This window comes from Cronobacter sp. EKM101R (genome assembly GCF_963888145.1).
Classification (GTDB): domain Bacteria; phylum Pseudomonadota; class Gammaproteobacteria; order Enterobacterales; family Enterobacteriaceae; genus Cronobacter; species Cronobacter turicensis.
On record NZ_CAWPHW010000001.1, the window covers coordinates 356,338 to 381,884 of the forward strand.

Consider the following 25,547-nt stretch of genomic DNA (forward strand, 5'->3'; position numbering starts at 1 on the left):
TGCGGCGATGTTCACCGTAAAGGAGAATAATTATGTCGCTTAACGCAACTCCAAAAACCTCTCGCGTGGAATTACGTAAAACGCTTACGTTGATTCCGGTTGTTATGATGGGCCTTGCCTATATGCAACCTATGACGCTGTTCGATACATTCGGTATTGTATCCGGCCTGACGGACGGCCATGTGCCGACCGCCTACGCCTTCGCGCTGGTCGCGATCCTCTTTACCGCGCTGAGCTACGGCAAACTGGTCAAACGCTTCCCGTCTGCGGGCTCGGCGTACACCTACGCGCAGAAAGCGATTAACCCGACCGTGGGCTTCATGGTGGGCTGGTCGTCGCTGCTCGATTACCTGTTCGCGCCGATGATCAACATCCTGCTCGCGAAAATTTACTTTGAAGCGCTGGTGCCTGGGATCCCGTCGTGGATTTTCGTGGTGCTGCTGGTCGCGTTCATGACCGTTTTCAACATGCGTACCCTGAAAGGCGTGGCGAACTTCAACACCATTATCGTGGTGCTGCAGGTGGTGCTGATCGCCGTGATTCTGGGCATGGTGATTTACGGTGTGGCGCACGGCGAAGGCGCGGGTACGCTGACCAGTTCACGGCCGTTCTGGTCTGAGAATGCGCACGTCATCCCGATGATCACCGGGGCGACCATTCTGTGCTTCTCATTTACCGGCTTTGACGGCATCAGCAACCTGTCGGAAGAAACCAAAGACGCTGAACGCGTGATCCCGCGCGCTATCTTCCTGACCGCGCTGATTGGCGGCATGATCTTTATTTTCGCGACGTACTTTATCCAGCTTTACTTCCCGGATATCTCGCGCTTTAAAGATCCGGATGCGTCTCAGCCGGAAATCATGCTGTATGTGGCAGGCAAAGCCTTCCAGGTCGGCGCGCTGATTTTCTCCACCGTGACCGTGCTGGCTTCCGGTATGGCGGCGCATGCAGGCGTTGCGCGTCTGATGTACGTGATGGGCCGTGACGGCGTGTTCCCGAATCGCTTCTTCGGCTACGTGCATCCGAAATGGCGTACCCCGGCGCTGAACGTGGTGCTGGTGGGCGCGATTGCGCTGATGGCGATTAACTTTGACCTGGTGATGGCGACCGCGTTGATTAACTTCGGTGCGCTGGTGGCGTTTACCTTCGTGAACCTGTCTGTGATTTCGCAGTTCTGGATCCGCGAAGGCCGCAACAAGACGCTGAAAGACCACTTCACCTACCTGCTGCTGCCGGTATGCGGCGCGCTGACCGTGGGCGCCCTGTGGCTGAACCTGGAAGAAAGCTCGATGGTGCTGGGCCTGATCTGGGCGGGTATCGGTGTGGTTTACCTGGCGTGCGTGACCCGCAGCTTCCGTAACCCGGTACCGCAATACCGTGAAGATATCGCGTAATTACAGTGATACGCACAGCAAAAAGGCTCCCGTCGGGAGCCTTTTTTGTTGGCGGTGGTTTTGGTCGGGGCGGCGGGTGCGCTTCGCTTACCCGCCCTACAAAAAACGCTCACTCGTAGGGCGGGTAAGCGCAGCGCACCCGCCATTGTTAAAACCACCCCGTATCCCGATGCGTAGGGCGGGTAAGCGCAGCGCACCCGCCATTGTTAAAACCACCCCGTTCCTGATGCGTAGGGCGGGTAAGCGCAGCGTACCCGCCATTGTTAAAACCACCCCGTTCCTGATGGGTAGGGCGGGTAAGCGCAGCGCACCCGCCATGTTAAAGCCACCCCGTTTCCTGATGCGTAGGGCGGGTAAGCGCAGCGCACCCGCCTTTTCCCGTCACACAGTCACCCGCGCTTACCCGACCATCTCCTGCGCATACTGATACAACGCTTTCAGCAGCGCCGTTTTCTCTTTGTCGCTTTCGTACTGGTTATAAAGCATCTCTAATTCCTGGGCATACGTCTGGAGGAATTCCGGCGTAAACACATCGCGGCGGTGCGCGAGCCAGCGCTCTTGTTCCTGCTCGCTGAGCGTGCCGGGGAAATTACGCGCCCGGTAGTTAAACAGCAGCTTCCCGATCCGCTTATCCACGAACGTAATATCCAGCGCCGGCAGATTCTGCGGCGGCGTTTCCAGCACGATACGCATCGCGGCGCGATCGGCGTCGCTGAAAAAGCCGTCGTAGAGCTGCGCATCCACGTTATCGGTGGGCGGGAAGGGCGGGGCTTCGGCAAACAGCGCCACCAGCTTTTCGCGCACCTGCGGCGAATCGCGCAGCACCTTCAGATTATCCAGACAGCGCTGGCGGTCGATGCCCAGACGCTCTGCGTCTTCCGGGCGCAGCGTATTGGCCTGCGCCAGCACCGGACACTTATTAAGATGCACCAGCTTCACCGGCACCGGGCTCGCGTCGTTAAGCGCCGCTTTCGGCGTATAGAGCCGCTCGCGCAGGTCGTCGGCGTTCAGCTCCAGCAGCGGGCTGATATCGCCTGCCAGATCCACCACAATCACCGCGTTACGGTTATCCGGATGCCAGGCGATGGGCGCTATCCAGCTGGTATTCCCGCGCCACGCGCCAAACATGCCAGAAACATGCACCAGCGGCTTCATCTGGACGATATCAACGAGCGTCGCCAGCTTTTGCTTACTGCGGTAGGTGTAGAGATAGTCAAACATCCGCGGCTGGCGGGTTTTCACCAGTTGCGCCATCGCGATGGTGGCGTAGACATCCGCCATCGCATCGTGCGCGTTGGCGTGTTCAATCCCGTTGGCGACGGTTAAATGCTCAAGACGAAAGCTTGGCAGGCCGTCGCTGTTTTCCGGCCAGACGATGCCTTCCGGGCGCAGCGCGTAACAGGCGCGCATCACATCCAGCAGATCCCAGCGCGAGTTATCGTTCTGCCAGCTCCAGGCGTAAGGATCGTAGAAGTTGCGATAGAAAATATTGCGCGTCACTTCGTCATCGAAGCGCACGTTGTTATAGCCGACCACGCAGGTTTTCGGCACGGTAAACAGCGCGTGAATGCGTCTGGCGAACTCAGCTTCGTTTTCGCCGCGCGCGCGCGCCACCTGCGGCGTGATGCCGGTTATCAGCACCGCTTCCGGCTGCGGGAGATAATCGTCGGCGGGCTTGCAGTAAAAGACATCCGGCTCGCCGATGACCGTGAAATTCTCATCGGTGCGCAGGGCAGCAAACTGCGCCGGGCGATCCAGCGAGGGGCTTTTGCCGAAGGTTTCGTAATCGTGGAACAGAAAAGTCGGTTGCGCGGCAGAATCAGACACCAGGTCACCATCCAGAGTAAGTAAAAAAACAGGGCTATGGTAAACCATAGCCCTCTCCGGAAGAAGTGGCAGCGGTCTTAAGGCATGACCTGCTCCGGTTGCACCGGTTTGCGGGTAATCAGCCGTTTGCCGAGCGCAATGCCTGGTTTCTCAACGCGATGGAAGAGAACCGTCGCCAGTCCGTACGTCACCGGCAGGCTAATGGCCGCGGCAATCAGCAGGCGCACCGGCGAGGCGTGTTGCTCAAACGCGCTGTGCTTCACCAGCAGCCCGATAACCGGAATGACAATCATCAGGTGCAGCAGATAAACCGAATAGGAGACATCGCCCAGGAACTGACTGCTACGACGCGTCAGCAGCCAGCGCGGCAGCCGCATCGCCTGATGCAGCAGCGAGCCCGCCTGCGCCTGCCACAGCAGCGCGCCGAGGCCGGCAATCATCACGCACTGGGCGATAAGACGAACCGGCGTCACCGCGATATGCATCTGCCAGGCCAGCACCGGCGCCAGAAACGCCAGCAGCAATAACAGGCGGCGGTGGTCACGCACGGCGGCGGCAATCAGCATGCCCGCGACGAACAGCGGCAGCTTAATCAGGATCATCGAGGGCATCGGGAACGCCTCGAAATAGCCCGGAAACGCCCAGCGCGCGCCAAAGCAGCCCATCATTACCGCGAAGGCGGCGGCGAAGAAGCCCCAGCGCATGACCAGCAGCATAATGAACGGGAACAGCACGTAGAACTGCATTTCGAGCCCGATGCTCCAGTCCGGCAATACCGTGCGGAACGAATAATAAGGGATAGCGCCGAAGATAAACGAAATATGCGCGAGAATATTGCCCACGGAGGTGTCGGCATAGCGCTGGCTTTCGGTTTGCGTCGACGGCCAGGCCTGCGCGATGACGTCGCGCCATTCGCCGAACGCCGCGCCGAAAATAAGCGCCAGCAGCAACATGAAATAATAGAGCGGCGCGATGCGGAAAAACCGCCGCAGCCAGAAATTACGAATAGTATGGCCACTGGTCCAGGGCTCGATGTCCCGACGTTCCATATAATTCTTCGCCATCAGAAAACCCGACAGCAAAATAAACAGATCGACGCCCATACCCGGATCGTATAACAGAGGAATGCGGCACTGCACCAGCAGACAAATATGCCCAAGCAGTACCCACAGCGACGCGAGGCCGCGTAACCCCTCCAGCTCCGGCGACCAGCTTTTACCCTGCGCCATACCCTTCTCCTCAGCCTTTTAAAAGTCACCAGGCTAAAAAGAGTCGGCCTCTATAACAATCGGAAGAGTACGTGAAATGTTTATTATCAGATTTTCCGCAGCCCGGTAATCAGGGATAAGCGAAAAGCCAGGAATTTCGGTTAAGACACGTCTTATTCATATTTCCTTGCAATTTACCGGAGCAAGGAAATACAAACTGCCGTAAAAAAGGCGCCCCATCGCGAAGTTACAGAGGATATGCTGTTGAAATTTAGACCAATGATTGCCGCTTCCTGCATCATGCTGGCCGGTATTACCGCGCAGGCGCACGCCGCCGCGCTTTCCATGCCGCAGCCGCCAGCCATTATGGCGGGTAGCTATGTGTTGATGGATTACACGACCGGACAAATACTGGCGGCAAATAACGAACATCAACAGCGTAACCCGGCGAGCCTGACCAAATTAATGACTGGCTATGTGGTGGACCGCGCCATCGACAGCCATCGCATCACGCCGGATGACGTGGTCACGGTCGGGAAAGACGCCTGGGCGAAAGATAACCCGGTGTTTGAGGGCTCGTCGCTGATGTTCCTGAAGGCGGGCGATCGCGTCACGGTGCGCGACCTCAGCCGCGGTCTGATTGTCGATTCCGGCAATGACGCCTGCGTGGCGCTGGCGGATTACGTGGCGGGCGGCCAGCCGCAGTTTGTCTCGATGATGAATGACTATGTCCAAAAGCTCGGCCTGAAAGACACCCATTTTGAAACGGTGCACGGTCTGGACGCGCCGGGGCAGCACAGCTCCGCTTACGACCTGGCGGTGCTGTCGCGCGCCATCATTCACGGCGAGCCCGCGTTTTATCATATGTACAGCGAAAAGAGCCTCACCTGGAACGGCATTACTCAGCAGAACCGCAACGGCCTGCTGTGGGATAAGACGCTCAATGTCGACGGGCTGAAAACCGGCCACACCTCCGGGGCAGGCTTTAACCTGATTGCCTCCAGCGTCGATGGCAAGCGCCGCCTGATCGCGGTGATTATGGGGGCTGACAGCCCGAAAGGGCGCGAAGACCAGGCGCGTAAACTCCTCCACTGGGGCCAGCAGACTTTCGATACCGTGGAGATCCTGCAAAAAGGCAAAAAAGTGGGCACCGAGCGCGTCTGGTATGGCAAAAACGAGCAGGTGGCGGTCGGCACCGATCGCGATTTCTGGCTGACGCTGCCGAAGGCGCAGCTCGCCAACGTGAAGGCGAAATATCTGCTCGATCGCGAGCGCCTCGACGCGCCGCTGGACGCCAATGAAAAAGTGGGTGAGATAGAGCTCTATAACGGCGATACGATCATTGCGCGTATGCCGCTGGTGACGCTTGAGAAAGTGAAAAAGGGCGGCGTGTTTTCGCGCTTTGGCGACTGGCTGCACCTGACGCTGTAACCGTTTTTTGCGAACGCGAAGGCGCTCACAGACGCCCGGATGAGCGCCGCACACTATACTCGCTATTTTGAACAGCGAGGAGTGAACATGGATTACACCATCGAGCATGTCTTAACGCGTAAAATTGCCGGTTTTCATCTGGTCGGCCCGTGGGAGAAAACGGTGCCGCAGGGGTTTGAACAGCTCACGCTGTGGGTGGATAACTTTCATATCCAGCCGCAGGCGTGGCTGGCGGTCTATTATGATAATCCGCAGCAGGTCGCCCCGGAGAAGCTTCGCGCCGATACGGTGGTTGAGGTGCCGGCGGATTTTACCCTGCCGGAGAACAGCGTCGGCATTATCCTGACGGATCTGCCGGGCGGCCAGTATGCGGTGGCGCGCGCGCGCGTTGAAAACCACGATTTCGGCACGCCGTGGCTCGCGTTCTTTACCCGTCTGCATCAGGACGTGCGTTACCAGATGGCGGCGCGTCCGTGTTTTGAAATCTATCTCAACGATGGCAAGCGCGACGGCTACTGGGAGATAGACATGTATATTCCGGTGCAAACCTCAGGCGAATAACCCACTGGCGCCCCCGTTGTCACGGCGGGCGCGATTTTTTGTTAAGCAAATGGCGAAATTACGTTAATTCCTCGATTATTCGTCCACCTTTTCCGAAAATTTACAGCTTTTCCCCGATTTTTGTCAGAAAATAGCGTCCCTCATTTTCAGGCGCCTCGCCTGAATCGACGTTTCATCAAGGCTGTTAACGGGAAAGAAAGCGTGCGTGCTGATAAATCGCTCTCCTCTTTTGAAATTCGTCTCTACGAGCATTACCGCATCGTGCATGGCGTGCGCATTGCGCTGGCGTTTATCCTGACATTTTTACTGGTGCGGATGCTGAACGTGCCGGAAGGCACCTGGCCGCTCATCACACTGGTGGTGGTGATGGGGCCCATCTCGTTCTGGGGGAATGTCGTACCGCGCGCGTTTGAACGTATCGGCGGCACTATTCTTGGCGCGGCGCTGGGCCTGGTGGCGCTGCAACTCGAAGGCTGGTCGCTGCCGCTGATGCTGCTGTGGTGCGCGCTGGCGATGTTTCTGTGCGGCTTTCTGGCGCTCGGTAAACGGCCTTATCAGGCGCTGCTGATTGGCATCACGCTCTCGGTGGTGGTCGGCGCGCCGCAGGGCGATATGCTGGTCGCGCTCTGGCGCGGCGGTGACGTGATTTTCGGTTCGCTGCTGGCGATGCTTTTTACGAGCCTCTGGCCGCAGCGGGCATTTATCCACTGGCGTATCCAGATGGCGAAGTTTGTCGGCGATTTCGCAAAGATTTATCACGCCGGGCTGTCGCCCAACCTGGTGGAGCGCCCGCGGCTCGATAAGCCGCTACAGAATATGCTTGGCAGTGTGGTGAAGCTGCGCGCGTTTATCACGCCCGCCAGTAAGGAGACGCACATTCAGCGGGCGATTTTCGAAGCGATTCAGACTACCAGCCGCAATATGGTCTGTACGCTGGAGATGCAGATCAACGCCTGGTGGGCCTCGCGGGAAAGCCATTTTCTGATGATTAACGCCCGTACCCTGCGTGATTCGCAGCAGATGACCGAAAACACGCTGGCGGCGATTGCCGAGGCGCTGCGCGAAGGCAACCCGTCGCCGGTCATGGCCAACCGTGAGAAGCTGGTGGAAATTGCCCTTGAGCTGCGCGCGCTGATGAAAGAGGGGCAGCAAAGTGAACTGGTGGAAACGCCGATTCACGGCTATGTATGGTTAAGCATGGAACTGGCGCAGCAGCTGGAGCGCCTTTCACAGCTTATCTGTCGGGCGCTGCGCAAATAATACGCAGACGGCAGGCGCTTGTTTCGATTCAGCACCGTTTCAGAGTATGATAGCCGCAGGCATCCTGAACGGGATAAAACCATTGTCATCAACCGCCGCTGCCAGTAAGGTTTACGCTATGCGGTTGTTTTAACGAATCCGAGTCTTATATTCAGCAGGGGTGTAAAAATGGAAAACAGCAAACCTTCATTCCAGGACGTTCTTGAGTTCGTACGTCTGTTCCGCCGTAAAAACAAGCTGCAGCGTGAAATTCAGGACGTCGAGAAGAAAATTCGTGACAACCAGAAGCGCGTGCTGCTGCTCGACAACCTGAGCGACTACATTAAGCCGGGTATGAGCGTGGAAGCCATCCAGGGCATTATCGCCAGCATGAAGAGCGACTACGAAGACCGTGTTGATGACTACATCATCAAAAACGCCGAGATCTCCAAAGAGCGCCGCGAGATTTCGAAAAAGCTCAAAGCGATGGGCGAGCTGAAAGTGCACGAGCCGAAAGGCGAAGAATAAGTTTAAAAAAACCGCTTCGGCGGTTTTTTTATGTCTGCGGTATGGCGCACATCTCTCCTGGCGAGAGAACGTTTAAAAGCAAAAAGCCCGCTAAAAAGCGGGCTTTTTTGAATCTGGCTCCTCTGACTGGACTCGAACCAGTGACATACGGATTAACAGTCCGCCGTTCTACCGACTGAACTACAGAGGAATCGTGTGGAGGCTAATCATAGCGGCCCCGCGCCAATTGTCAAATGCCATTTTCCTTCGGTCTGCGCGTTCGGACATTCTATGAACATAACGAGTTATTTTCCGACAATATCTGTGGAAAGCCTTTGCAGGATCGTGGGATCTAACTCATTATTTGAAATGAGGTTTCAACTTTCGCGCGCAGGTTCATTTTGAGTGTAACCACCACTGTTCGCCAGGCCATTGCTCGCACGCCCTGGTACAAGAAACGAAAAAGCTATCGGGTTCTGTTCTGGCGTGAAATCACGCCGCTGGCGGTGCCTATTCTGCTGGAAAATACCTGTGTGCTGCTGATGGGGGTGCTGAGCACGTTCCTTGTGAGCTGGCTCGGGAAAGAAGCGATGGCGGGCGTGGGCCTTGCCGACAGCTTCAATATGGTGGTGCTCTCTTTCTTCGCCGCGGTGGATTTAGGCACAACGGTTGTTGTGGCGTTCAGCCTCGGCAAGCGCGATCGCAAGCGGGCGAGGGCGGCGGCCAGACAGTCGCTGGTGCTGATGACCATCGTCTCGATTCTGCTGGCGGCGCTGGTGCATGTAACCGGTGAATACATCATTAACGTGGTGGCGGGCGATGCGGCGCCGCAGGTCAAAGCGCTCGCGCTCGTCTATCTGCAGCTTACGGCCTGGAGCTACCCGGCGGCGGCCATCGCGCTTATCGGCAGCGGCGCGCTGCGCGGGGCGGGCAACACCAAAATTCCGCTGCTGATTAACGGCGGGATGAACATCCTGAATATCGTCATCAGCGGCTTTCTGATTTACGGGCTCTTCTCCTGGGACGGTCTGGGCTTTATCGGCGCCGGGCTGGGACTGACCATTTCGCGTTATATCGGCGCTATCGCCATTCTTTATGTACTGATGATTGGCTTCAACCCGGCGCTGCGTATCTCGCTTAAAAGCTATTTTTTGCCGCTTAAGCTCAATATTCTCTGGGAAGTGCTTGGCATCGGGCTGCCCGCGAGCATTGAATCGGTACTGTTTAACGGCGGCAAATTGCTGACGCAAATGTTTGTGGCGGGCATGGGCACCAACGTTATTGCCGGTAACTTTATCGCGTTCTCGGTCGCCGCCCTGATTAACCTGCCGGGTAACGCGCTCGGCTCGGCTTCGACCATCATCACTGGCAAACGCCTCGGCAAAGGGCAGATTGGCCAGGCTGAGCGTGAACTGCGCCATGTCTTCTGGCTTTCAACGATTATGCTAACCGCCATCGCCTGGGTGAGCGCGCCGTTTGCCGGGCTGTTTGCTTCGTTTTACACCCAGGAAGAGGATGTCAAAGAGGTCGTTAAAATTCTGCTATGGCTCAACGCCGCGTTTATGCCGATCTGGGCGGCCTCGTGGGTGCTGCCGGCGGGGCTTAAGGGCGCGCGCGACGCACGGTTTGCGATGTGGGTGTCGATGCTCGGCATGTGGGGTTGTCGCGTCGTCGCGGGCTATACGCTTGGGATCGTGCTCGGCATGGGTGTGGTGGGCGTGTGGCTCGGGATGTTCCTCGACTGGGCGGTGCGCGGCGTCTTCTTTTACTGGCGTATGGTAAGCGGCAAATGGCTACAGAAATATCCACGCCCGCCGAAGCGACCCGTGGTGCTGGATACCCCTGCGCCGCCAGGTCAGCCGAGGGCGATGTAAGCCTTAAGCAGAAAAGCAAAAAGCCCGCTAAAAAGCGGGCTTTTCTAAATCTGGCTCCTCTGACTGGACTCGAACCAGTGACATACGGATTAACAGTCCGCCGTTCTACCGACTGAACTACAGAGGAATTGCGAGAACGGGGCGCATAGTAACGGCAGCGTTCCGGGTTGTCAAAGCCTGAATGTAAAATGCTGAACCGTTTGCTGAATAATTCCGCAAACCCCGGCGCAGCCAGCGCCACGCCGGGGCTGCGCTGACATCAGCGGAAGGGCGGTTCGTTAAAGGTGCGCAGTTTGCGCGAGTGCAGGCGTTCGCCCTCGGCGCGCAGCAAATCGATGGCGCGAATGCCAATCTGCAGGTGTTCGGAAATCGCGCCCTCGTAGAAGCGGTTCGCCTGGCCCGGCAGCTTGATTTCGCCATGCAGCGGTTTATCGGAGACACACAGCAGCGTGCCATAGGGCACACGAAAGCGATAACCCTGGGCGGCGATAGTTGCGCTTTCCATATCGATAGCCACTGCACGACTCAGGTTAAAGCGCAGCGCCGAAGCGGAGTAGCGCAGCTCCCAGTTGCGGTCGTCCGTGGTTACCACGGTGCCGGTACGCAGCCGCTGTTTCACTTCCTCGCCCGGCATATTGCTCACCAGCTTCGTGGCGTCATAGAGCGCGCGCTGCACTTCGGCGATGCTCGGCACCGGAATATCCGGCGGCAGCACCGCGTCCAGTACGTGGTCGTCGCGCAGATACGCGTGCGCCAGTACGTAGTCGCCGATCGACTGGCTTTCGCGCAGGCCGCCGCAGTGGCCAATCATCAGCCAGACATCCGGGCGCAGCACCGCGAGGTGGTCGCAAATCGTTTTGGCGTTCGACGGTCCGACGCCGATATTCACCAGCGTAATGCCCTGACCGTCGGCGGTAATTAAATGCCAGGCGGGCATCTGATGTTTTTTCCAGGCGAGATCGGAAATCGCTGCTTCCGGCGCTTCGGTATCGGCGGTGATCCAGCTGCCGCCCGCGCAGGAGAGGGCCACGTACGGGCTGTCCGGATCAAGGATCTGGCTGCATCCCCAGCGTACGAACTCATCGACATAGCGCGTGTAGTTGGTAAAGAGCACGAAGGGCTGGAAATGCTCGACCGGCGTGCCGGTGTAGTGGCGCAGACGCGCCAGCGAGAAATCAACGCGGCGGGCGTCGAAGTGCGACAGCGGGTAAAACTCGGTCGGGTGGAAGATCCCGTCGGCCGTTTCATCGCCAATTTGCGCCAGCTCGGTGGTCGGGAAGTGGCGGGTCAGGCCCGCGCTCATCGAGCGGTCCAGCGTCAGCGCCGAGCCGTCAATCACATACGGGTAGGGGATTTCATGTTGCGACGGGCCGACTTCAATCGTCGCGCCGTAATCTTCATACAACAGGATCAGCTGTTCGCGCAGGTAGCTGCGAAACAGTCCGGGGCGCGTTACGGTTGTGGTGTAACACCCTGCATGGGTGAATCGCCCGTAGGCGCGCGTCTTCTCGGCTTTGCTTCCGTCGCCGTCCCAGCATACCCGCAACTGTGGATATACAAATAATCCCTGCGCGCGCTGCGCCTCATCCGGCAGGCGTCCTTCATTAATAAAGGCTGCAATCGCGTCGCGCAGCGCGTTAACCGCGTCATCATATAACGCTTCCAGTTTGTCGAGCGCCTCATCGGGCGTCAGAGGTGTTGCAGTGGTATTCATCTGGTCTCCTGATCCCACGTGGCACAGCGGGAAGCTGTACTATGTCTGATAATATGGCACAGGTTTATGAAACTTAAGGGAATGGCGCAATGGCATTAATCTGTAAAATGCGTGGCCGATCGCATTGCGCTTAATGTGTCCCTTTCTGTTCACTGATTTTCCTGCTTGCGCCGTTCCCCTTGAACATTCACTTAATGAATAAATATTTTCACCGGCTATGCGTCTGTTTTTGCTAATTAAAGGGCGCAATGGCATCGATTGAAAGAATATATGCGGGCAACTTCGCGGATTGCAACGAAAGGCAACCGGGTATACTGGCCCTCTATATGACCTGAAAATGCAGAAAAACGATGCTATCTACCCTCATTTACCGCAGTCGGCTTAAAGCTGATATCGACCATGAAAGTCTGGCCGCGATTGTGAGGCAGGCACAGATGCGTAACGCTGCGATGCAGGTCAGCGGCATTCTGGTGTTTGATGGCTACCAGTTTCTGCAGGTGCTTGAAGGGCCGCTGAGCTCGGTTGATGCCCTGTTCGAACGCATCAGCCGGGACGAGCGGCACGATTTCATCGTTGAGCTGATGCGCGACTACGCGCCGCATCGGCACTTTGAAAACGTCGGCATGGCGCTGTTCGACCTGCGCAGTGTCAAAGCCCATGCGGTGCTGAAGTCGGTAGTTAAATCCAGCGTGGTGCCGTTCAATCTCGCCCGTGAAGCAAGGGTGTATAAATTTATCCGCTCCTTCCTGCGTCACCCGGATCGCCAGCAGATCTCGCGCCGGTTTATACCGGATGCCTGGCGGGTCGAGCCGATGCCGCCACAGCAGCCTGGGCGCGACTTGTCGCCCGCCGTGACGGATATCGCCTGCCAGTTTGCCCTGCAGCCGATTGTGGAGCCGCTGACCTGTAAAATTAAAGCGTTTGAGGCGCTGATCCGTTCTCCCGATGGCGGCTCGCCTGCCGCCTTGTTTGCGTCGATGTCCAGCGAAACGCTCTATAACGTCGATCTTCATTCCAAAGAAAAAGCTTTCGCGCTGGCGAAAGCGGTAAATATCGGCAGCCAGATGATTTCAGTCAACCTCCTGCCCGGATCGCTGGTGCAGGCGCCGGATGCTGTTGAGATCTTGCTGGCGCAGATCGCGCGTCAGGGCCTTTTTCCGCAGCAGGTCATTGTTGAGGTCACCGAGAGCGAAGTGATTTCGCGTTTTGATGAGTTTGAGTCTGTGATTCGCCAGTTACGCGCTGCGGGCATCAACCTGGCGATAGACGACTTTGGCGCCGGGTTTGCGGGACTGTCGTTGCTTACGCGCTTTCAGCCAGGGCGCATTAAAATCGACCGCAGCATCGTTGCCGATATCCATCTTCACGGCCCGAAACAGGCCATTGTCCTCGGCATCATCCGGTGCTGTGCTGAGCTTGAGATAACGGTGGTAGCGGAAGGCGTGGAAAAAGTGGAAGAGTGGTGCTGGCTGGAAGCGGTGGGCATTAAATATTTCCAGGGCTATCTGTTCGCCAGACCGCTATTGAACCGTGCCCCGTCGGTAAGCTGGCCCACGGCCAGATAAGAAAGCGTCCTGGGGTGCAGGCCCCGGATGCTGTTACGGCTACTATTCTCCAGATTGACGCCAGTCAGGCGTTGCGCGTTTTTAAGCGCGCAGAGGCTGGTCCGTCAATAAATTTGAACCATTATGTTAAACAAAGGGCATTTATTCTTCCCCGTGATCAGGACAGAGTAGGGCATCTGAACCAGACCATGCGGCGGGCATGGCGCGTGCGCCAGCAACGCCCGCCCTGAAAACGGGATAAGCATGAAAAAAATAGGCTTTTTATCATTTGGTCACTGGACGCCATCGCCGCAGTCCGCCACGCGAACCGCGGCCGATGCCCTGCTGCAATCCATCGATCTGGCCGTCGCGGCAGAAGAGCTGGGTGCGGATGGCGCGTATTTTCGCGTGCACCACTTCGCCCGTCAGCTCGCCTCGCCATTTCCGCTGCTGGCCGCTATCGGTGCCAGAACCCGCCATATTGAGATAGGCACTGGCGTTATCGACATGCGCTATGAGAACCCACTCTATATGGCGGAAAGCGCAGGTGCTGCGGACCTCATCGCCGGCGGGCGTCTGCAACTGGGGATCAGCCGCGGATCGCCGGAACAGGTCATCGATGGCTGGCGCTATTTTGGCTATGAGCCCGCCGCCGGTGAAAACGAATCCGACATGGCGCGCCGTCATACCGAGACGCTGCTGGACGTGCTGCGCGGGGAAGGGTTTGCCAAACCCAATCCGCAGCCGATGTTCGCTAACCCGCCAGGCCTTCTGAGACTCGAACCCTGGTCTGAAGGACTGCGCGAGCGCATCTGGTGGGGCGCAGGCTCCAATGCCACTGCGGTCTGGGCGGCGAAGCTCGGTATGAACCTGCAAAGCTCCACCCTGAAGGATGATGAAACCGGCGAGCCGTTCCACATTCAGCAGGCGCAGCAGATCCGCGCCTACCGCGCCGCCTGGGCCGAGGCAGGGCATACCCGCACGCCCCGGGTATCGGTGAGCCGCAGTATTTTTCCGCTCATGGACAGCCGGGATCGCGCCTGGTTTGGCAGTAGCCGTGACGACAGCGATAAGGTCGGTTTTCTGGATGAGAAAACCCGCGCCATTTTCGGGCGCAGTTACGCCGCCGAACCCGAGAAACTCATTGAGCAGCTTAAGCAGGACGAGGCGATTGCCGAAGCGGATACCCTGCTGCTGACGGTGCCGAATCAGCTGGGCGTGGACTATAACGTACACCTTATTGAGGCTGTTCTGCGCCACATCGCCCCGGCAATGGGATGGCGCGATTAACGCATACCGTAGAAAAGCAAAAAGCCCGCTAAAAAGCGGGCTTTTTTGAATTTGGCTCCTCTGACTGGACTCGAACCAGTGACATACGGATTAACAGTCCGCCGTTCTACCGACTGAACTACAGAGGAATCGTGTGAACGGGGCGCATAGTACCGGGGTCGCCTGGCGTTGTAAAGCCCTGAACGCGCCAGACAATTCGTTTGCTGAGAAAACCGTCAACTTTCACGCGCCTTCTGCTCGCGCACCATTCTGGTGCGAAAGTACCTCTTATGGGGCATAAGCAAAACAGTGTTTCAACCGTCACCAGTGATAAGTTATCGCTTCCTCTTATAATTTAAGCGCTTATATAAGCTGCGCCTCCGTTTTAAAAACTGGCAAGCATCTTGCAAAACCTGTTACGACATCATTGCCGGCATTGGCTCTGGCATTCCGTACAGGAGGCAAAATGAACTTAAGACGACTGAAATACTTCGTGAAAATCGTCGATATCGGTAGCCTGACGCAGGCGGCGGAAGTGCTGCATATTGCGCAGCCCGCGTTAAGCCAGCAGGTCGCAACTCTGGAAGGGGAGATGGATCAGCAACTGTTGATTCGCACCAAACGGGGCGTCACGCCAACGGAAGCCGGGAAAATCCTTTATGCGCATGCCCGCACCATTTTGCGCCAGTGCGAGCAGGCGCAGCTTGCCGTCAACAATGTCGGCCAGACGCTTCAGGGCCAGGTCTCTGTCGGACTCGCGCCCGGGACGGCGGCTTCCTCCGTGACCATGCCGCTGTTGCAGGCCGTGCGCGCCGCTGAACGATAAACTCCTGAGCGGCCAGCTTGATATGGCGGTGTTATATGACCGCGCACCGGTGGCCGGGCTCACCAGCCAGCCGCTGATTAAAGAAGATCTGTTTCTGGTCGGCACGCGCGATTGTCCAGGGCAGAGCGTGGATCTGACGAGCGTCGCCCAGATGAATCTCTTCCTGCCGCGCGATTACAGCGCCGTGCGCAAGCGTGTGGATGAAGCTTTTTCGCTACGTCGCCTGACCGCGAAAATCATCGGAGAAATCGAATCGGTGTCTACGCTGAGCGCCGCGATTGCCAGCGGCATGGGGGTAACGGTGCTGCCGGAATCCGCGGCGCGCTCGCTCGCCAGCTCGACGAACGGCTGGCTGGCTCGCATTACCAGCCCGTCGATGACGCTGCCGCTCTCGCTCAATGTCTCCTCCCGTGCGCCGTTAACGCCGCAGGCGCAGGCCGTGAAAGATATTCTGCTGTCGCTCGTGGCGCGTCCGGCGCTGGAAAACCGCGAGCTGCTGCTGGTGGGCTGACAGATATTCCACAACGGAATAACAGACAGCTTTTTATTATTTGTGATGCCCGCCGGGGGACTTTAACAATAGCGTCATGTTAAATCGCTCCCGGGGGCGCTGTGAATTTCCAGCAACTGAAAATTATTCGTGAGGCGGCGAGGCGGGATTTTAATCTCACCGAAGTCGCCAACATGCTTTATACCTCGCAGTCCGGTGTCAGCCGTCATATCCGCGAGCTGGAAGAAGAGCTCGGCATTGAGATTTTCATTCGCCGCGGCAAACGCCTGCTGGGCATGACCGAGCCTGGCAAAGCGCTGCTGGTGATTGCCGAGCGCATCCTTAATGAAGCCAGTAATGTGCGCCGCTTAGCCGATCTCTTCACTAACGATGCCAGCGGCGTGCTGACTATCGCCACGACGCACACCCAGGCCCGTTACAGCCTGCCATCGGTGATTAAAACCTTTCGTTCGCTCTTTCCCGAGGTGCGCCTTGAGCTGATTCAGGGCACGCCACAGGAGATAGAATCGCTCCTGCAAAGCGGGACGGCGGATATCGGTATCGCCAGCGAACGCTTGAGCGCCGATCCGGGGCTGGTGGCTTATCCGTGGTTTCGCTGGCATCACAGCCTGCTCGTGCCGAAGGATCACCCGCTCACGCAGGCCAGCCCGCTGACGCTTGACGAGATTAGCCGCTGGCCGCTTATTACCTACCGGCAGGGCATTACGGGCCGCTCGCGTATTGACGAAGCTTTCAGCCGCAAAGGGCTGACGCCGGATATCGTCCTGAGCGCGCAGGATTCCGACGTTATCAAAACCTATGTTGAACTGGGGCTGGGCATCGGGCTGGTGGCGGAGCAGGCGAGCGAACCCCATGAAGAGAGCCTGCTCACGCGGCTCGACACAAAGCATCTCTTCGACGCTAACACCGTCTGGCTGGGCCTGAAGCGCGGGCAGCTTCAGCGCAACTACGTCTGGCGCTTCATTGAGTTGTGCAATGCCGGATTGTCGCTTGAGGAGATTAAGCAGCAGGCGCTGGAGCCTGCCGGTGAAGTGGTGATCGATTATCAGATTTAGCGCGAGCGCCCCGCCAGCGGGCGGCTGACGGGGCGTGATGACTACTGCGGTTGCGGCGTTTTAATAAAGAGCGCGGTAAGCGCCGACAGCAGACAGCCCGCCATCAGGTAAATCGCCACCGTATGCCACGCGCCGCCGGAGAAGGTCAGCAGAGCGGCGGCGATGAACGGCGTGAAGCCGCCGCCCACGACGCTTGCCACCTGATACCCGACGCCCGCGCCGCTGTAGCGGTAACCTGCGCCGAACATTTCGGTAAACATCGGCTGCTGCACGCAGACCACCATATCGTGCGCGATATTCGCGAGCATCAGCGAGAAAATCACTACGCCGACAATCGAACGAGCTTCCAGCGCCATAAAGAAGGGGAAGGCGCTCAGCGCGCCGAGCAGCGCGCCGGTAATGTAAATGCGTCGACGTCCGTAACGATCGGCCATCCAGGCGAACAGCGGAATGGTCAGGCAGCTCACGCCGCCCACCAGCAGGCCGATATTAAGAAACAGCTCGCGCGGCAGGCCCAGATTCTGCGTCGAGTAGCTAAGCGCAAACGCGGTGACGATATACATGGTCAGCAATTCGCACAGGCGCAGGGCGATAATTTTCAGGAATGCGCCGGGGTGACGCACCAGCGCCTCAAAGACCGGCAGCCGCTTTTTCGCCCCGGCAGGCTTTGCTGCCTGCGCCCGCTCGAATTCGGCGGACTCTTCCATACCGTTACGCACCCACAGCGCGCCCAGCACCAGCACAATGCTGAACAGGAACGGCAGACGCCAGCCCCAGCTCAGGAACTGCGCATCGGTCGTCAGATAGCTGATAAGCGACACCAGACCGGTGGAAAGCAGCAGCCCGACGCCATATCCCACCTGAATGCCGCTACTGTAAAACGCTTTTTTGCCAGCGGGCGCACTCTCTACGGCAAGCAGCGCCGCGCCGCCCCATTCGCCGCCTACGGCGAACCCCTGGATGGCGCGCAGCGTCACCAGCAGCGCTGGCGCCCACCAGCCAATGGTGGCGAACGACGGCAGAATGCCGATACAGGCGGTGGCGATGCCCATCATCCAGACGGTCATCATCAGCATCCGCTTGCGGCCCAGGCGGTCGCCGAAGTGACCAAAGACAATGCCGCCGAGCGGGCGGAATAAAAAGCCGACGCCGAAGGTGGCGAAAGCGGCAAGGGTTCCCATCGCCGGCGAGATTTGCGGGAAAAACTCGGTGTTAAACACCAGCGCCGCAGTAATGCCATAGAGTAAGAAATCAAACCAGTCTACGACCGCGCCGGCAAAGCTGCCCCAGGCGGCACGGCGTGCACGGTTGCAGGGAGGGAGCGCCTCATCAGGGCGGGGAGTCATGAGCGTGGAATCCATCGTTGTCCTGTCCATTCGTCAACATTCTGTATTTTTATTGTTATCAAAGCAGATTGAAGGTTACTCACATCGTACGCAGCCAAAAAAAGCCGTTACTGAGACTACAGCGACAGCCGTCGGGTGAAAACCGTTTTGCGCCGTGACGGGCGTGAAAGGACCATTTGACTCAGGGAAGCGGTGTGTACAGAGGATTATGTGGCGAGAATCACAACGGGTGGGAAAACAGCAAGGTGTAAAACAACGAGGTGCGGAAGCTGACAAGCAAAAAGCCCGCTAAAAGCGGGCTTCTTTAAATCTGGCTCCTCTGACGGGATACGGTATCTGTCTTACGTCTGTTCAGACGATGAAGCTCAGGGACGGCTCGCAGGCCACTCGTTGTGCGAAGGCGCGCATCCATGACCAGTTGGCCGTAAAAAACTGCCGGTAGCGGCAATGTTGGCCTGTCTGACGATAAACAGGTGTGATATGAAAATGGTCACTGGCGCATATCTCTGCGGTTATATCTATTTTATGAAATCGTGTCATTCAGGTAATACCTTTTGAGGCCCGAATTTTTCAAAGGATTTTTTATTGTTGCGCTATTAACGTTTTTACTGTGAATTATTCCAAAAGTTTTTTGTTTATTCACACCGTGAATAAAATTGATTTTGTGAATTTATATTGACCAGTTTTAAATTGTTTAATTTTAAATTTTTCGGGCGTATTATTTTTAAGCGCGGTCCATTATTAAAGGGATATTGATATGGCAGGACAATCGGCAGCGTTTCAACCGCAGAATTCATTAAATCGCTATTTATTAGTCTTTCCCCTAAGTAAAGATATTGTATCTGACGTCCATTCCTTTACGGGAACGGAGGCACTAAGCCATCCCTATCGTTACGTTATCCGCTTTACCAGCCCGGACGCCAACATCAGGCTAGATAACGTGCTTAACCAGATAGCGGAATTTTATCTGCGCGCGCCAAATCCTCGGGCAAAATGGCAGGGTGAATCGCCATGGCTGCCTGTCCGGCAAATTAATGGCGTTATAACCGCGTTTTCCCGACTTAAATCTTCCGCCGATGAAACCCTTTATGAATGTGTTCTGGAGCATGCGCTGGCGCTGCTGGACCGCAATTACCACTCGGCTGTTTATGTCAATATGTCTGTGCCCGAACTCGTTAAACATTTAATGATAAACAGCGGATATTTTGACGGCTATAACATCGATTTTGACGGCCTGAAACACACGTATCCGTCCCGGGAAATGATTATCCAGTGGAAAGAAACGGATTTGCAGTTTATCAGCCGCTTGCTGGCTGAAGTCGGGATCTGGTTTCGTTTTGAAAATCACGACAAAGTCCCGACTGAGGTCGTCATCATTTTTGGCGACTCGAATGGGCGTTATCGGTTCAGTGATAAATCAATGCCCTGTGTTCACTACGCCGGAATGACCAGCCATGACGAATACATTACCGAACCGGAAGAGCAGCACATTCTGGTGCCTGACAATGTGCAGGTACGAACTTACAACTACCGGCACCCCCAGTCCGTGCAGGCCAGTAAAACTATCCGCGATCCGGATACGCCGGATAAGGTGACGAGCGGCAACGAATACCATTACGCCGATCATTTTCTGGAAGACGGAGACTTTTACGGAGAAGAAGCGGAAACCGCCACGTTTTATGCCCGGTTGCGTTACGAACGGCTGCTGAACCGGCAAAGCCGATTGCGTGCTTTGAGCAGCGCCCCGGAATTGTTACCCGGTACTCTGTTTTATATGACCGGCCCTGTGCCGGACGGGTTCAAACCGGGCTTTGTCGTTACCTCTATGACGATAAATGGCAGCCGCAGTGAGCATTACCGGGCCACGCTAACAGGTATTCCTTACAAATCAGGTTATCACTTCCGGCCTGAGTTTTTGCCGCGCCCGGTGATCGCCGGAACCGTTCCGGCGCGAGTCGCATCGCCGGGAAATGATAAAACCTACGCTGTTCTGGATGCGAAAGGTCGTTATCGGGTGAAGTTCGACTTTGATCTCCAGGAAAAACGTCCCGGTTTTGAAAGTGCGCTGATGCGGCTGGGGCGCTTGTATGCCGGTGACACGTTCGGTTTGCACTTTCCCCTGCTTGATGGCACCGAGGTGGCTGTGGCGTTTGAAGGGGGCGATCCCGACCGGCCCTATATCGCCCATGTTCTGCATGACGGTGGGCGACCCGATCTGGTTACCAGTCGCAATGACACCCGTAACATTATTCGCACGGCGGGGCTCAATAAAATCAGGATGGAAGACCGACGGGGCCAGGAACATATCAAGATTTCCACTGAATATGGCAAAACCCAGTTCAGCGCGGGTCATCTTGTTAACGCCCAGGGAAAACCGCGCGGAGAAGGGGCAGAAGCCCGTACGGACAAATGGATGGCGCTACGAGCGGCAAAAGGGGTTTTGATTACAACGGAAGCGCAGCCCCGCGCCGAAGGGAAACAGCTGGAGATGACGGCGGCGATAGCGCAGCTGGAAAAAGCGCTGGCGCTCGCGAAAACGTTGCAACAAAGCGCCGCGGTAGCAGGAGCTGACCATGTTGAAGCCGATAAGCAGAGCCAGTTAATCCAGACGCTAAATACGCTCGCCGGGCCGGGCATGCTGGCTTACGCGGGCAGCGGTATCGCGCAGGTGACCCCGGAAAGCCTGCAACTCTCAGCAGGGCAGGATCTGATCGCTACGGCAGGGAGCGATGCCAGCATGAACGTGGTGAAAAAGTTTTCGCTGGCCGTAGGGGAAAAACTTTCGCTGTTTGCCCGCAAGCTTGGCATTCAGATGATTGCTGGCGCCGGGAATATCACGACGCAGGCCCAGCGCGGTGAAATGCATTTGCTGGCGCAGCAGGATTTCACGCTGACCAGCACCGCCGGGAAGATGAACGCCAGCGCCAAACAGGGGATTCAACTCGTTTGCGGCGGCGGCGGCATACGTATCAGCCCGAACGGACTGGTTACCCTCTTCTCGCCGACGGGAATCGAGCTGAAAGCGCCGAGCCTGAAGTACGACGGTCCTGAAAGCGCGCAAGTAACGGTCCCTTCGTTCAATAAGAGCGCATTTAAACTCCGCTACCAGCTGCATGCCGCAGATGACCCTGAGCAAATTCTCGCGAATAAAAAATTCAGGCTGACCAGCTCGACCGGAAAAGTGGTTGAAGGTGTTACAGACAACAACGGCCATTCATCGTTACTTGATGCCGATGACCTGGATACCTACAAAATGGAGTTACTGTGATGACGGACGCTAAAAAGAGCCCTTACGCACCGCGGGTGATATCAGAAGGCGATATTCCTGTTCATAAAAACCTCGGGGAGGCGGCGCAGACCTGCAAAGTCGGCGTGCCGCGGCCCATGCCGTGCATCGTTATCCTGATTCACGGCGTCAATGACGTGGGTGAAGCCTACCAGAACCAGGAAAAGGGCATTCTCGCCGGCCTGAGCAAGCGCCTTAACCGACAGGATTTTTACGCGCATGAATGGGGTGAATACAGAATTACCCGTCCGGGCCGTTCGCCCGTGATCCCGTTTTACTGGGGATATAAGCCGGTCAACCATGCGGATTATGTTGCCGATCAGAAACGCTACCGTGATGAACTGAACAAGCTGAAGGACCAGGCACATCTGCCGTATGACGCGTATCAGGAAGATAACGAGAAAAATAAAGCGGCGCTGGGTAACGACGGAAAAGGGGCGCTGAAGTTTCAGAACGATAATTTCAGAAATACCCTCGATGTGAATTTTGCCAAAGGCGGCGGGACATTCGCCAATGCCACCACCAGCATTCCCGATATGCTGGGGCCGGGTGCCGGTGGCGCAGTGGTGGCGGCGGCCGGGTTCGGGACGCTGTATATGAACGGTGGTAATTACACGCACCCGATTTTCCTCAATCCGCACCGTATCTATCAGTTTTTTGCCGCCCAGCGCCTGGCGGATTTGATTCTCACTATTCGTCGTGAACCCGTTACGCAGGATGATGTTATCAACGTGGTGGCGCACAGCCAGGGCACCATTATCACCATGCTGGCCAGTATGCTGGTGAAACAGGCGGGTTATAACCCGCCTGACTGCACCATTCTGAATCACTCCCCGTATTCACTGGAAAGCCGCCTGAGTGAGAATTTGCAGTCAGGGCACCACCAGACCGACGAGGCCCGGCAGAAAACCTTCCGAAAATTCTGTGCGCTGATGGCGACCCGGTACAAAGGCGGCGAACTGTCAGACGATGCCCTGCAGGCCCTGGAGGCCAGCTGCACGCTGCGCAAACCGTCTGACAATCCGCTGCGCCAGGACGCGAAATACCGCCGGGACAACAGCGGTAAAGTCTACAACTACTTTTGCCCGCAGGATGGCACGGTCTCGCTGCAAAATATCCAGGGATTCGGCTGGCGGGGCATTCCGGATAGCATTGCCGGCAGTATTCCTAATCTTCGCCAGCGGGTGTTCTGCCAGCACCGCTGGGTCGGTCGCCCGGAGACGGCGCCGTTTACGATGGCACCAGAACGCAGGGGGGATTTCAGCACCACGCCGGTGATGAACGCGGGCTATTCGTACATCGACGTGGTGATTAACGGCGAAGAGCTGCCGGAGCCGTTTATGTTCAGACTGCAGGGTGAGGATAACCACCCGGATAACGACCCTGAAACCAGTGACATTCCGTATACCGCGTATATCGACCCGGACAGCCCGGATGCCTGCATCTCCTACTCTGCGAAAGCGTCTGCCATTCCCCGCACGGCATCGGCCACGTATGCGCTTAACGATTATCAGCGTATCCGCTGGCAACCGGGCCATGTCTTAACGCCGGAGGAGCTGAAGGTGGAAAGTTTTGACCGGGGGCATGAGGTCATTCGTGGTGTGGTGACCGGGTCGAGAGATTTTTCACAGCTGACGCTGACGTGGCTTAAATCCCGCGACGAACTGGAAAAGGAGTGGCAGAAATCCGATCCGGTCGGCTACAGCCAGCACTCTTCTATTGTCATGAGTGAGTTTGCGCCGTCGCACGCGATGGCGTTTGACCTGGCCATCGGACAGTGCAAAGCGTTTGACTATCAGGCGGGTAAATTCTGGGAGGCGCTGTTACACCGCGCGGACTGGCGGGATCCACAGAATGGTAATGCTGATGCCAGAGAATATTACCGTTCGGGAAGGTTGCCAGTTGCTGAGACTAAAAATTTTATGAATAGACCAAAAGAAGTTCTGCCTGAAGGGGATTACGGCGTTGAAAACCAGTTTAACAACGCTATCACTGTTAAGCCGTCACGCGTTCTGGCCGCCGGCAACCAGGAAGTAAAAAACCTGCAGTGGGATATGCCAAAACCCAAGAGTGACAGCCAGTTGGCTTAAGGACAAAACGTGAAAGGATTATGTGCAGAACTGGCGGTAGTTGCTGTTTTTCTGGCCTCAGGTTGTCAGGCGAAAGAGCCGCCAACGCAGGTGGTGTATCGTTTTGACGATCACCGTTATCTGGAACTGAAGGGCTGGGACTGCGAAGGCGAGCTCTGGTATACGGATACGAAGCGAGGGATTCATTCTCAGCCTTATTTTCAATTTTATCGGATATTTACCCGTAAATTTGTCCATCCGTCAGAGCGTTACATTTCTATACCAAACTGGGAGGTGGATGGGTTTCTTGTTTCGAAAGATTATGGTGAAACATGGAAGGCCGCAGGTTTTTCTCCATCGGGAAATGAACCTAATGGCGATAACAGAGCGCCAGCAGAAGATGCTGTGTCTTTCACCGTCGTCAACGATCAGGGTTTTTTACTGACGAAACACCGGCTGTATATGTCGTCAAAGCCGTTCGACGATCCGCGTCTGGTTGCTGGCGGGTCGGGGATTACCTATACGCTGGATGACGGAACCGTGCAGCGCATTGAACCAGATTCTCCTGGCCCCGCCTGGGGGCTGGATTACATCACGAAACAGGCGCTTGTAAACGATACCGCAAAGTATCACACCAACTACCAGGGGCTTCCTGACAATATCCCTGAAGTTAAGAACTACACCGGCTGGGATCATATGCGTTGTGATATGGATGCGGGGCGCTGAAATATGAAAGGACTCACAGGCGTTTTATTCACCACGCCAGTCTTTCTGACTGCAGGTTGTCAGGCCAAAGAGCCTCCAACGCAGGTGATTTATCGGTTCGATGACCATCGCTACTTAGAACTCAAAGGCTGGAATTGTGAAGGGGAGCTCTGGTTCACTAATACGGAGAGAGGAATTCACACTGAACCTGTGAGTCAGTTTTATCGAATATTTACAAAAAAATTCGTCCATCCGTCAGAGCGTTATATTGTCATTCCCACATGGGATTCGGCAGGCTCCATTGTGTCAAAAGATTATGGACAGACTTGGTATCCCGCTATGTTTTCCCCCGGCGAGAACGAACCAAATGGTGATTCATCACCACCATACGACGACATTCTTTCCTTCACCGTCGTCAACGATCAGGGTTTTTTACAGACGAAACACCGGCTGTATATGTCGTCAAAGCCGTTCGACGATCCGCGTCTGGCCCCTGGCGGGCCGGGGATTACCTATACGCTGGATGACGGAACCGTGCAGCGTATAGATCTTCAGTTTCCTGGCTGGGCATGGGGAATGGTGTACTTCACACCACAGGGGCTGGAAGGGAAAGTTATGAAGCACGAAGCTAATTACCAGGGGCTTCCTGAGAATGTCCCTGAAGTTAAGAACTACACCGGCTGGGACCATATGCGTTGTGATATGGATGCGGGGCGCTGAAATATGAAAGGACTCACAGCAGCTTTATTCATAACGCTAATCTTTTTTGCTGCGGGTTGTCAGGCGAAAGAGCCACCAACGCAGGTGGTGTATCGCTTTGACGATCACCGTTATCTGGAACTGAAGGGCTGGGACTGCGAAGGCGAGCTCTGGTATACGGACACGAAGCGAGGAATTCACTCTCAGCCTGCAAGTCAGTTTTATCGAATTTTCACGCGTCGATTTATTCATCCATCAGAGAGATATATAGCCATTACGAATTGGGGGGCTGACGGTTTCATTGTTTCTAAAGACTACGGTCAAACATGGACAGATGCGCTTTACTCCCCTTCAGGCAATGAACCTAATGGTGATAACCATGGACCGTATGAAGATGTTAAGTCTTTCACCGTCGTCAACGATCAGGGTTTTTTACAGACGAAACACCGGCTGTATATGTCGTCAAAGCCGTTCGACGATCC

The 25,547-nt window shown here is 56.3% G+C and carries 17 protein-coding genes, 3 tRNA genes and 2 pseudogenes; 15 read left to right on the forward strand and 7 right to left on the reverse strand.

The features are described from left to right. Window positions 1-32: 32 nt before the first annotated feature. Window positions 33-1,394, forward strand: coding sequence for an APC family permease (locus tag AACV31_RS01715; protein WP_007769163.1), 1,362 nt, complete (start codon window positions 33-35; stop codon window positions 1,392-1,394). A 399-nt stretch (window positions 1,395-1,793) separates the two neighbouring features. Here AACV31_RS01715 and sbcB read toward each other — a convergent pair whose 3' ends face one another. Further along, the gene (gene sbcB / locus AACV31_RS01720; protein ID WP_032807270.1) at window positions 1,794-3,221 is read right to left on the reverse strand and encodes an exodeoxyribonuclease I; all 1,428 of its coding nucleotides are present in this window, start codon (window positions 3,219-3,221) and stop codon (window positions 1,794-1,796) included. A gap of 77 nt (window positions 3,222-3,298) precedes the next feature. After that, a complete protein-coding gene (locus tag AACV31_RS01725) occupies window positions 3,299-4,450 on the reverse strand; it encodes an acyltransferase family protein (protein WP_165154663.1) in 1,152 nt (383 codons plus the stop codon). A 243-nt stretch (window positions 4,451-4,693) separates the two neighbouring features. On the opposite strand from AACV31_RS01725, the gene dacD reads away from it, so the two are divergent. The 4 genes from dacD to AACV31_RS01745 all read left to right on the forward strand — a co-directional run bounded on the left by dacD (window position 4,694) and on the right by AACV31_RS01745 (window position 8,188). Continuing rightward, window positions 4,694-5,860, forward strand: coding sequence for a serine-type D-Ala-D-Ala carboxypeptidase DacD (gene dacD / locus AACV31_RS01730; protein ID WP_041924186.1), 1,167 nt, complete (start codon window positions 4,694-4,696; stop codon window positions 5,858-5,860). 87 nt (window positions 5,861-5,947) lie between these two features. Beyond that, the gene (sbmC, locus tag AACV31_RS01735) at window positions 5,948-6,421 is read left to right on the forward strand and encodes a DNA gyrase inhibitor SbmC (RefSeq protein WP_165154661.1); all 474 of its coding nucleotides are present in this window, start codon (window positions 5,948-5,950) and stop codon (window positions 6,419-6,421) included. Window positions 6,422-6,622: 201 nt separating this feature from the next. After that, window positions 6,623-7,681, forward strand: coding sequence for an FUSC family protein (locus AACV31_RS01740; RefSeq protein WP_007769177.1), 1,059 nt, complete (start codon window positions 6,623-6,625; stop codon window positions 7,679-7,681). 168 nt (window positions 7,682-7,849) lie between these two features. Then, window positions 7,850-8,188 carry a DUF496 family protein gene (locus tag AACV31_RS01745; protein ID WP_004385327.1) on the forward strand — a complete coding sequence of 113 codons (339 nt, stop codon included), beginning with the start codon at window positions 7,850-7,852 and terminating at the stop codon, window positions 8,186-8,188. A 114-nt stretch (window positions 8,189-8,302) separates the two neighbouring features. Here AACV31_RS01745 and AACV31_RS01750 read toward each other — a convergent pair. After that, window positions 8,303-8,378 (reverse strand) — tRNA-Asn (locus AACV31_RS01750). Between the two features lie 158 nt (window positions 8,379-8,536). On the opposite strand from AACV31_RS01750, the pseudogene AACV31_RS01755 reads away from it, so the two are divergent. Further along, window positions 8,537-10,041: pseudogene (locus AACV31_RS01755) on the forward strand (EmmdR/YeeO family multidrug/toxin efflux MATE transporter). A gap of 51 nt (window positions 10,042-10,092) precedes the next feature. Here AACV31_RS01755 and AACV31_RS01760 read toward each other — a convergent pair. Both AACV31_RS01760 and AACV31_RS01765 read right to left on the reverse strand, forming a co-directional pair. Next, window positions 10,093-10,168, reverse strand: a tRNA-Asn gene (locus AACV31_RS01760). 132 nt (window positions 10,169-10,300) lie between these two features. Then, window positions 10,301-11,755, reverse strand: coding sequence for an AMP nucleosidase (locus AACV31_RS01765; RefSeq protein ID WP_007769204.1), 1,455 nt, complete (start codon window positions 11,753-11,755; stop codon window positions 10,301-10,303). Between the two features lie 350 nt (window positions 11,756-12,105). On the opposite strand from AACV31_RS01765, the gene AACV31_RS01770 reads away from it, so the two are divergent. Together AACV31_RS01770 and AACV31_RS01775 are read left to right on the forward strand one after the other, a co-directional pair. Beyond that, complete coding sequence (locus tag AACV31_RS01770; RefSeq protein WP_105537755.1) at window positions 12,106-13,320, forward strand: diguanylate phosphodiesterase; 1,215 nt, start codon at window positions 12,106-12,108, stop codon at window positions 13,318-13,320. A gap of 243 nt (window positions 13,321-13,563) precedes the next feature. Then, on the forward strand, window positions 13,564-14,589 hold the full coding sequence (locus AACV31_RS01775; RefSeq protein WP_165154657.1) for an LLM class flavin-dependent oxidoreductase: 1,026 nt from the start codon (window positions 13,564-13,566) through the stop codon (window positions 14,587-14,589). A 52-nt stretch (window positions 14,590-14,641) separates the two neighbouring features. Here AACV31_RS01775 and AACV31_RS01780 read toward each other — a convergent pair. Further along, window positions 14,642-14,717 (reverse strand) — tRNA-Asn (locus tag AACV31_RS01780). Window positions 14,718-15,034: 317 nt separating this feature from the next. Between AACV31_RS01780 and nac the strand changes: the two are divergent. Next, a pseudogene (gene nac / locus AACV31_RS01785) lies at window positions 15,035-15,905 on the forward strand (nitrogen assimilation transcriptional regulator NAC). A 101-nt stretch (window positions 15,906-16,006) separates the two neighbouring features. Continuing rightward, complete coding sequence (cbl, locus tag AACV31_RS01790) at window positions 16,007-16,960, forward strand: HTH-type transcriptional regulator Cbl (RefSeq protein WP_075199149.1); 954 nt, start codon at window positions 16,007-16,009, stop codon at window positions 16,958-16,960. Between the two features lie 41 nt (window positions 16,961-17,001). Here cbl and shiA read toward each other — a convergent pair whose 3' ends face one another. After that, entirely contained in the window at window positions 17,002-18,321 is a 1,320-nt protein-coding gene (gene shiA / locus AACV31_RS01795; RefSeq protein WP_075199150.1) for a shikimate transporter, read from the reverse strand. A gap of 742 nt (window positions 18,322-19,063) precedes the next feature. Between shiA and AACV31_RS01800 the strand changes: the two genes are divergently transcribed. The 5 genes from AACV31_RS01800 to AACV31_RS01820 all read left to right on the forward strand — a co-directional run. Next, window positions 19,064-21,574, forward strand: coding sequence for a type VI secretion system Vgr family protein (locus AACV31_RS01800; protein WP_165154655.1), 2,511 nt, complete (start codon window positions 19,064-19,066; stop codon window positions 21,572-21,574). Then, the gene (locus tag AACV31_RS01805; RefSeq protein WP_165154653.1) at window positions 21,574-23,682 is read left to right on the forward strand and encodes a T6SS effector phospholipase Tle3 domain-containing protein; all 2,109 of its coding nucleotides are present in this window, start codon (window positions 21,574-21,576) and stop codon (window positions 23,680-23,682) included. The genes AACV31_RS01800 and AACV31_RS01805 overlap by 1 nt, the downstream gene beginning before the upstream one ends. A 9-nt stretch (window positions 23,683-23,691) precedes the next feature. Next, window positions 23,692-24,387: a T6SS immunity protein Tli3 family protein gene (locus AACV31_RS01810; protein WP_255491248.1), complete on the forward strand. Its 696-nt coding sequence runs from the start codon at window positions 23,692-23,694 to the stop codon at window positions 24,385-24,387. Between the two features lie 3 nt (window positions 24,388-24,390). Then, entirely contained in the window at window positions 24,391-25,086 is a 696-nt protein-coding gene (locus AACV31_RS01815; RefSeq protein ID WP_165154651.1) for a T6SS immunity protein Tli3 family protein, read from the forward strand. Window positions 25,087-25,089: 3 nt separating this feature from the next. Beyond that, window positions 25,090-25,547 (forward strand): T6SS immunity protein Tli3 family protein (locus AACV31_RS01820; RefSeq protein WP_166337078.1); only part of this gene is annotated, 458 nt, incomplete at its 3' end.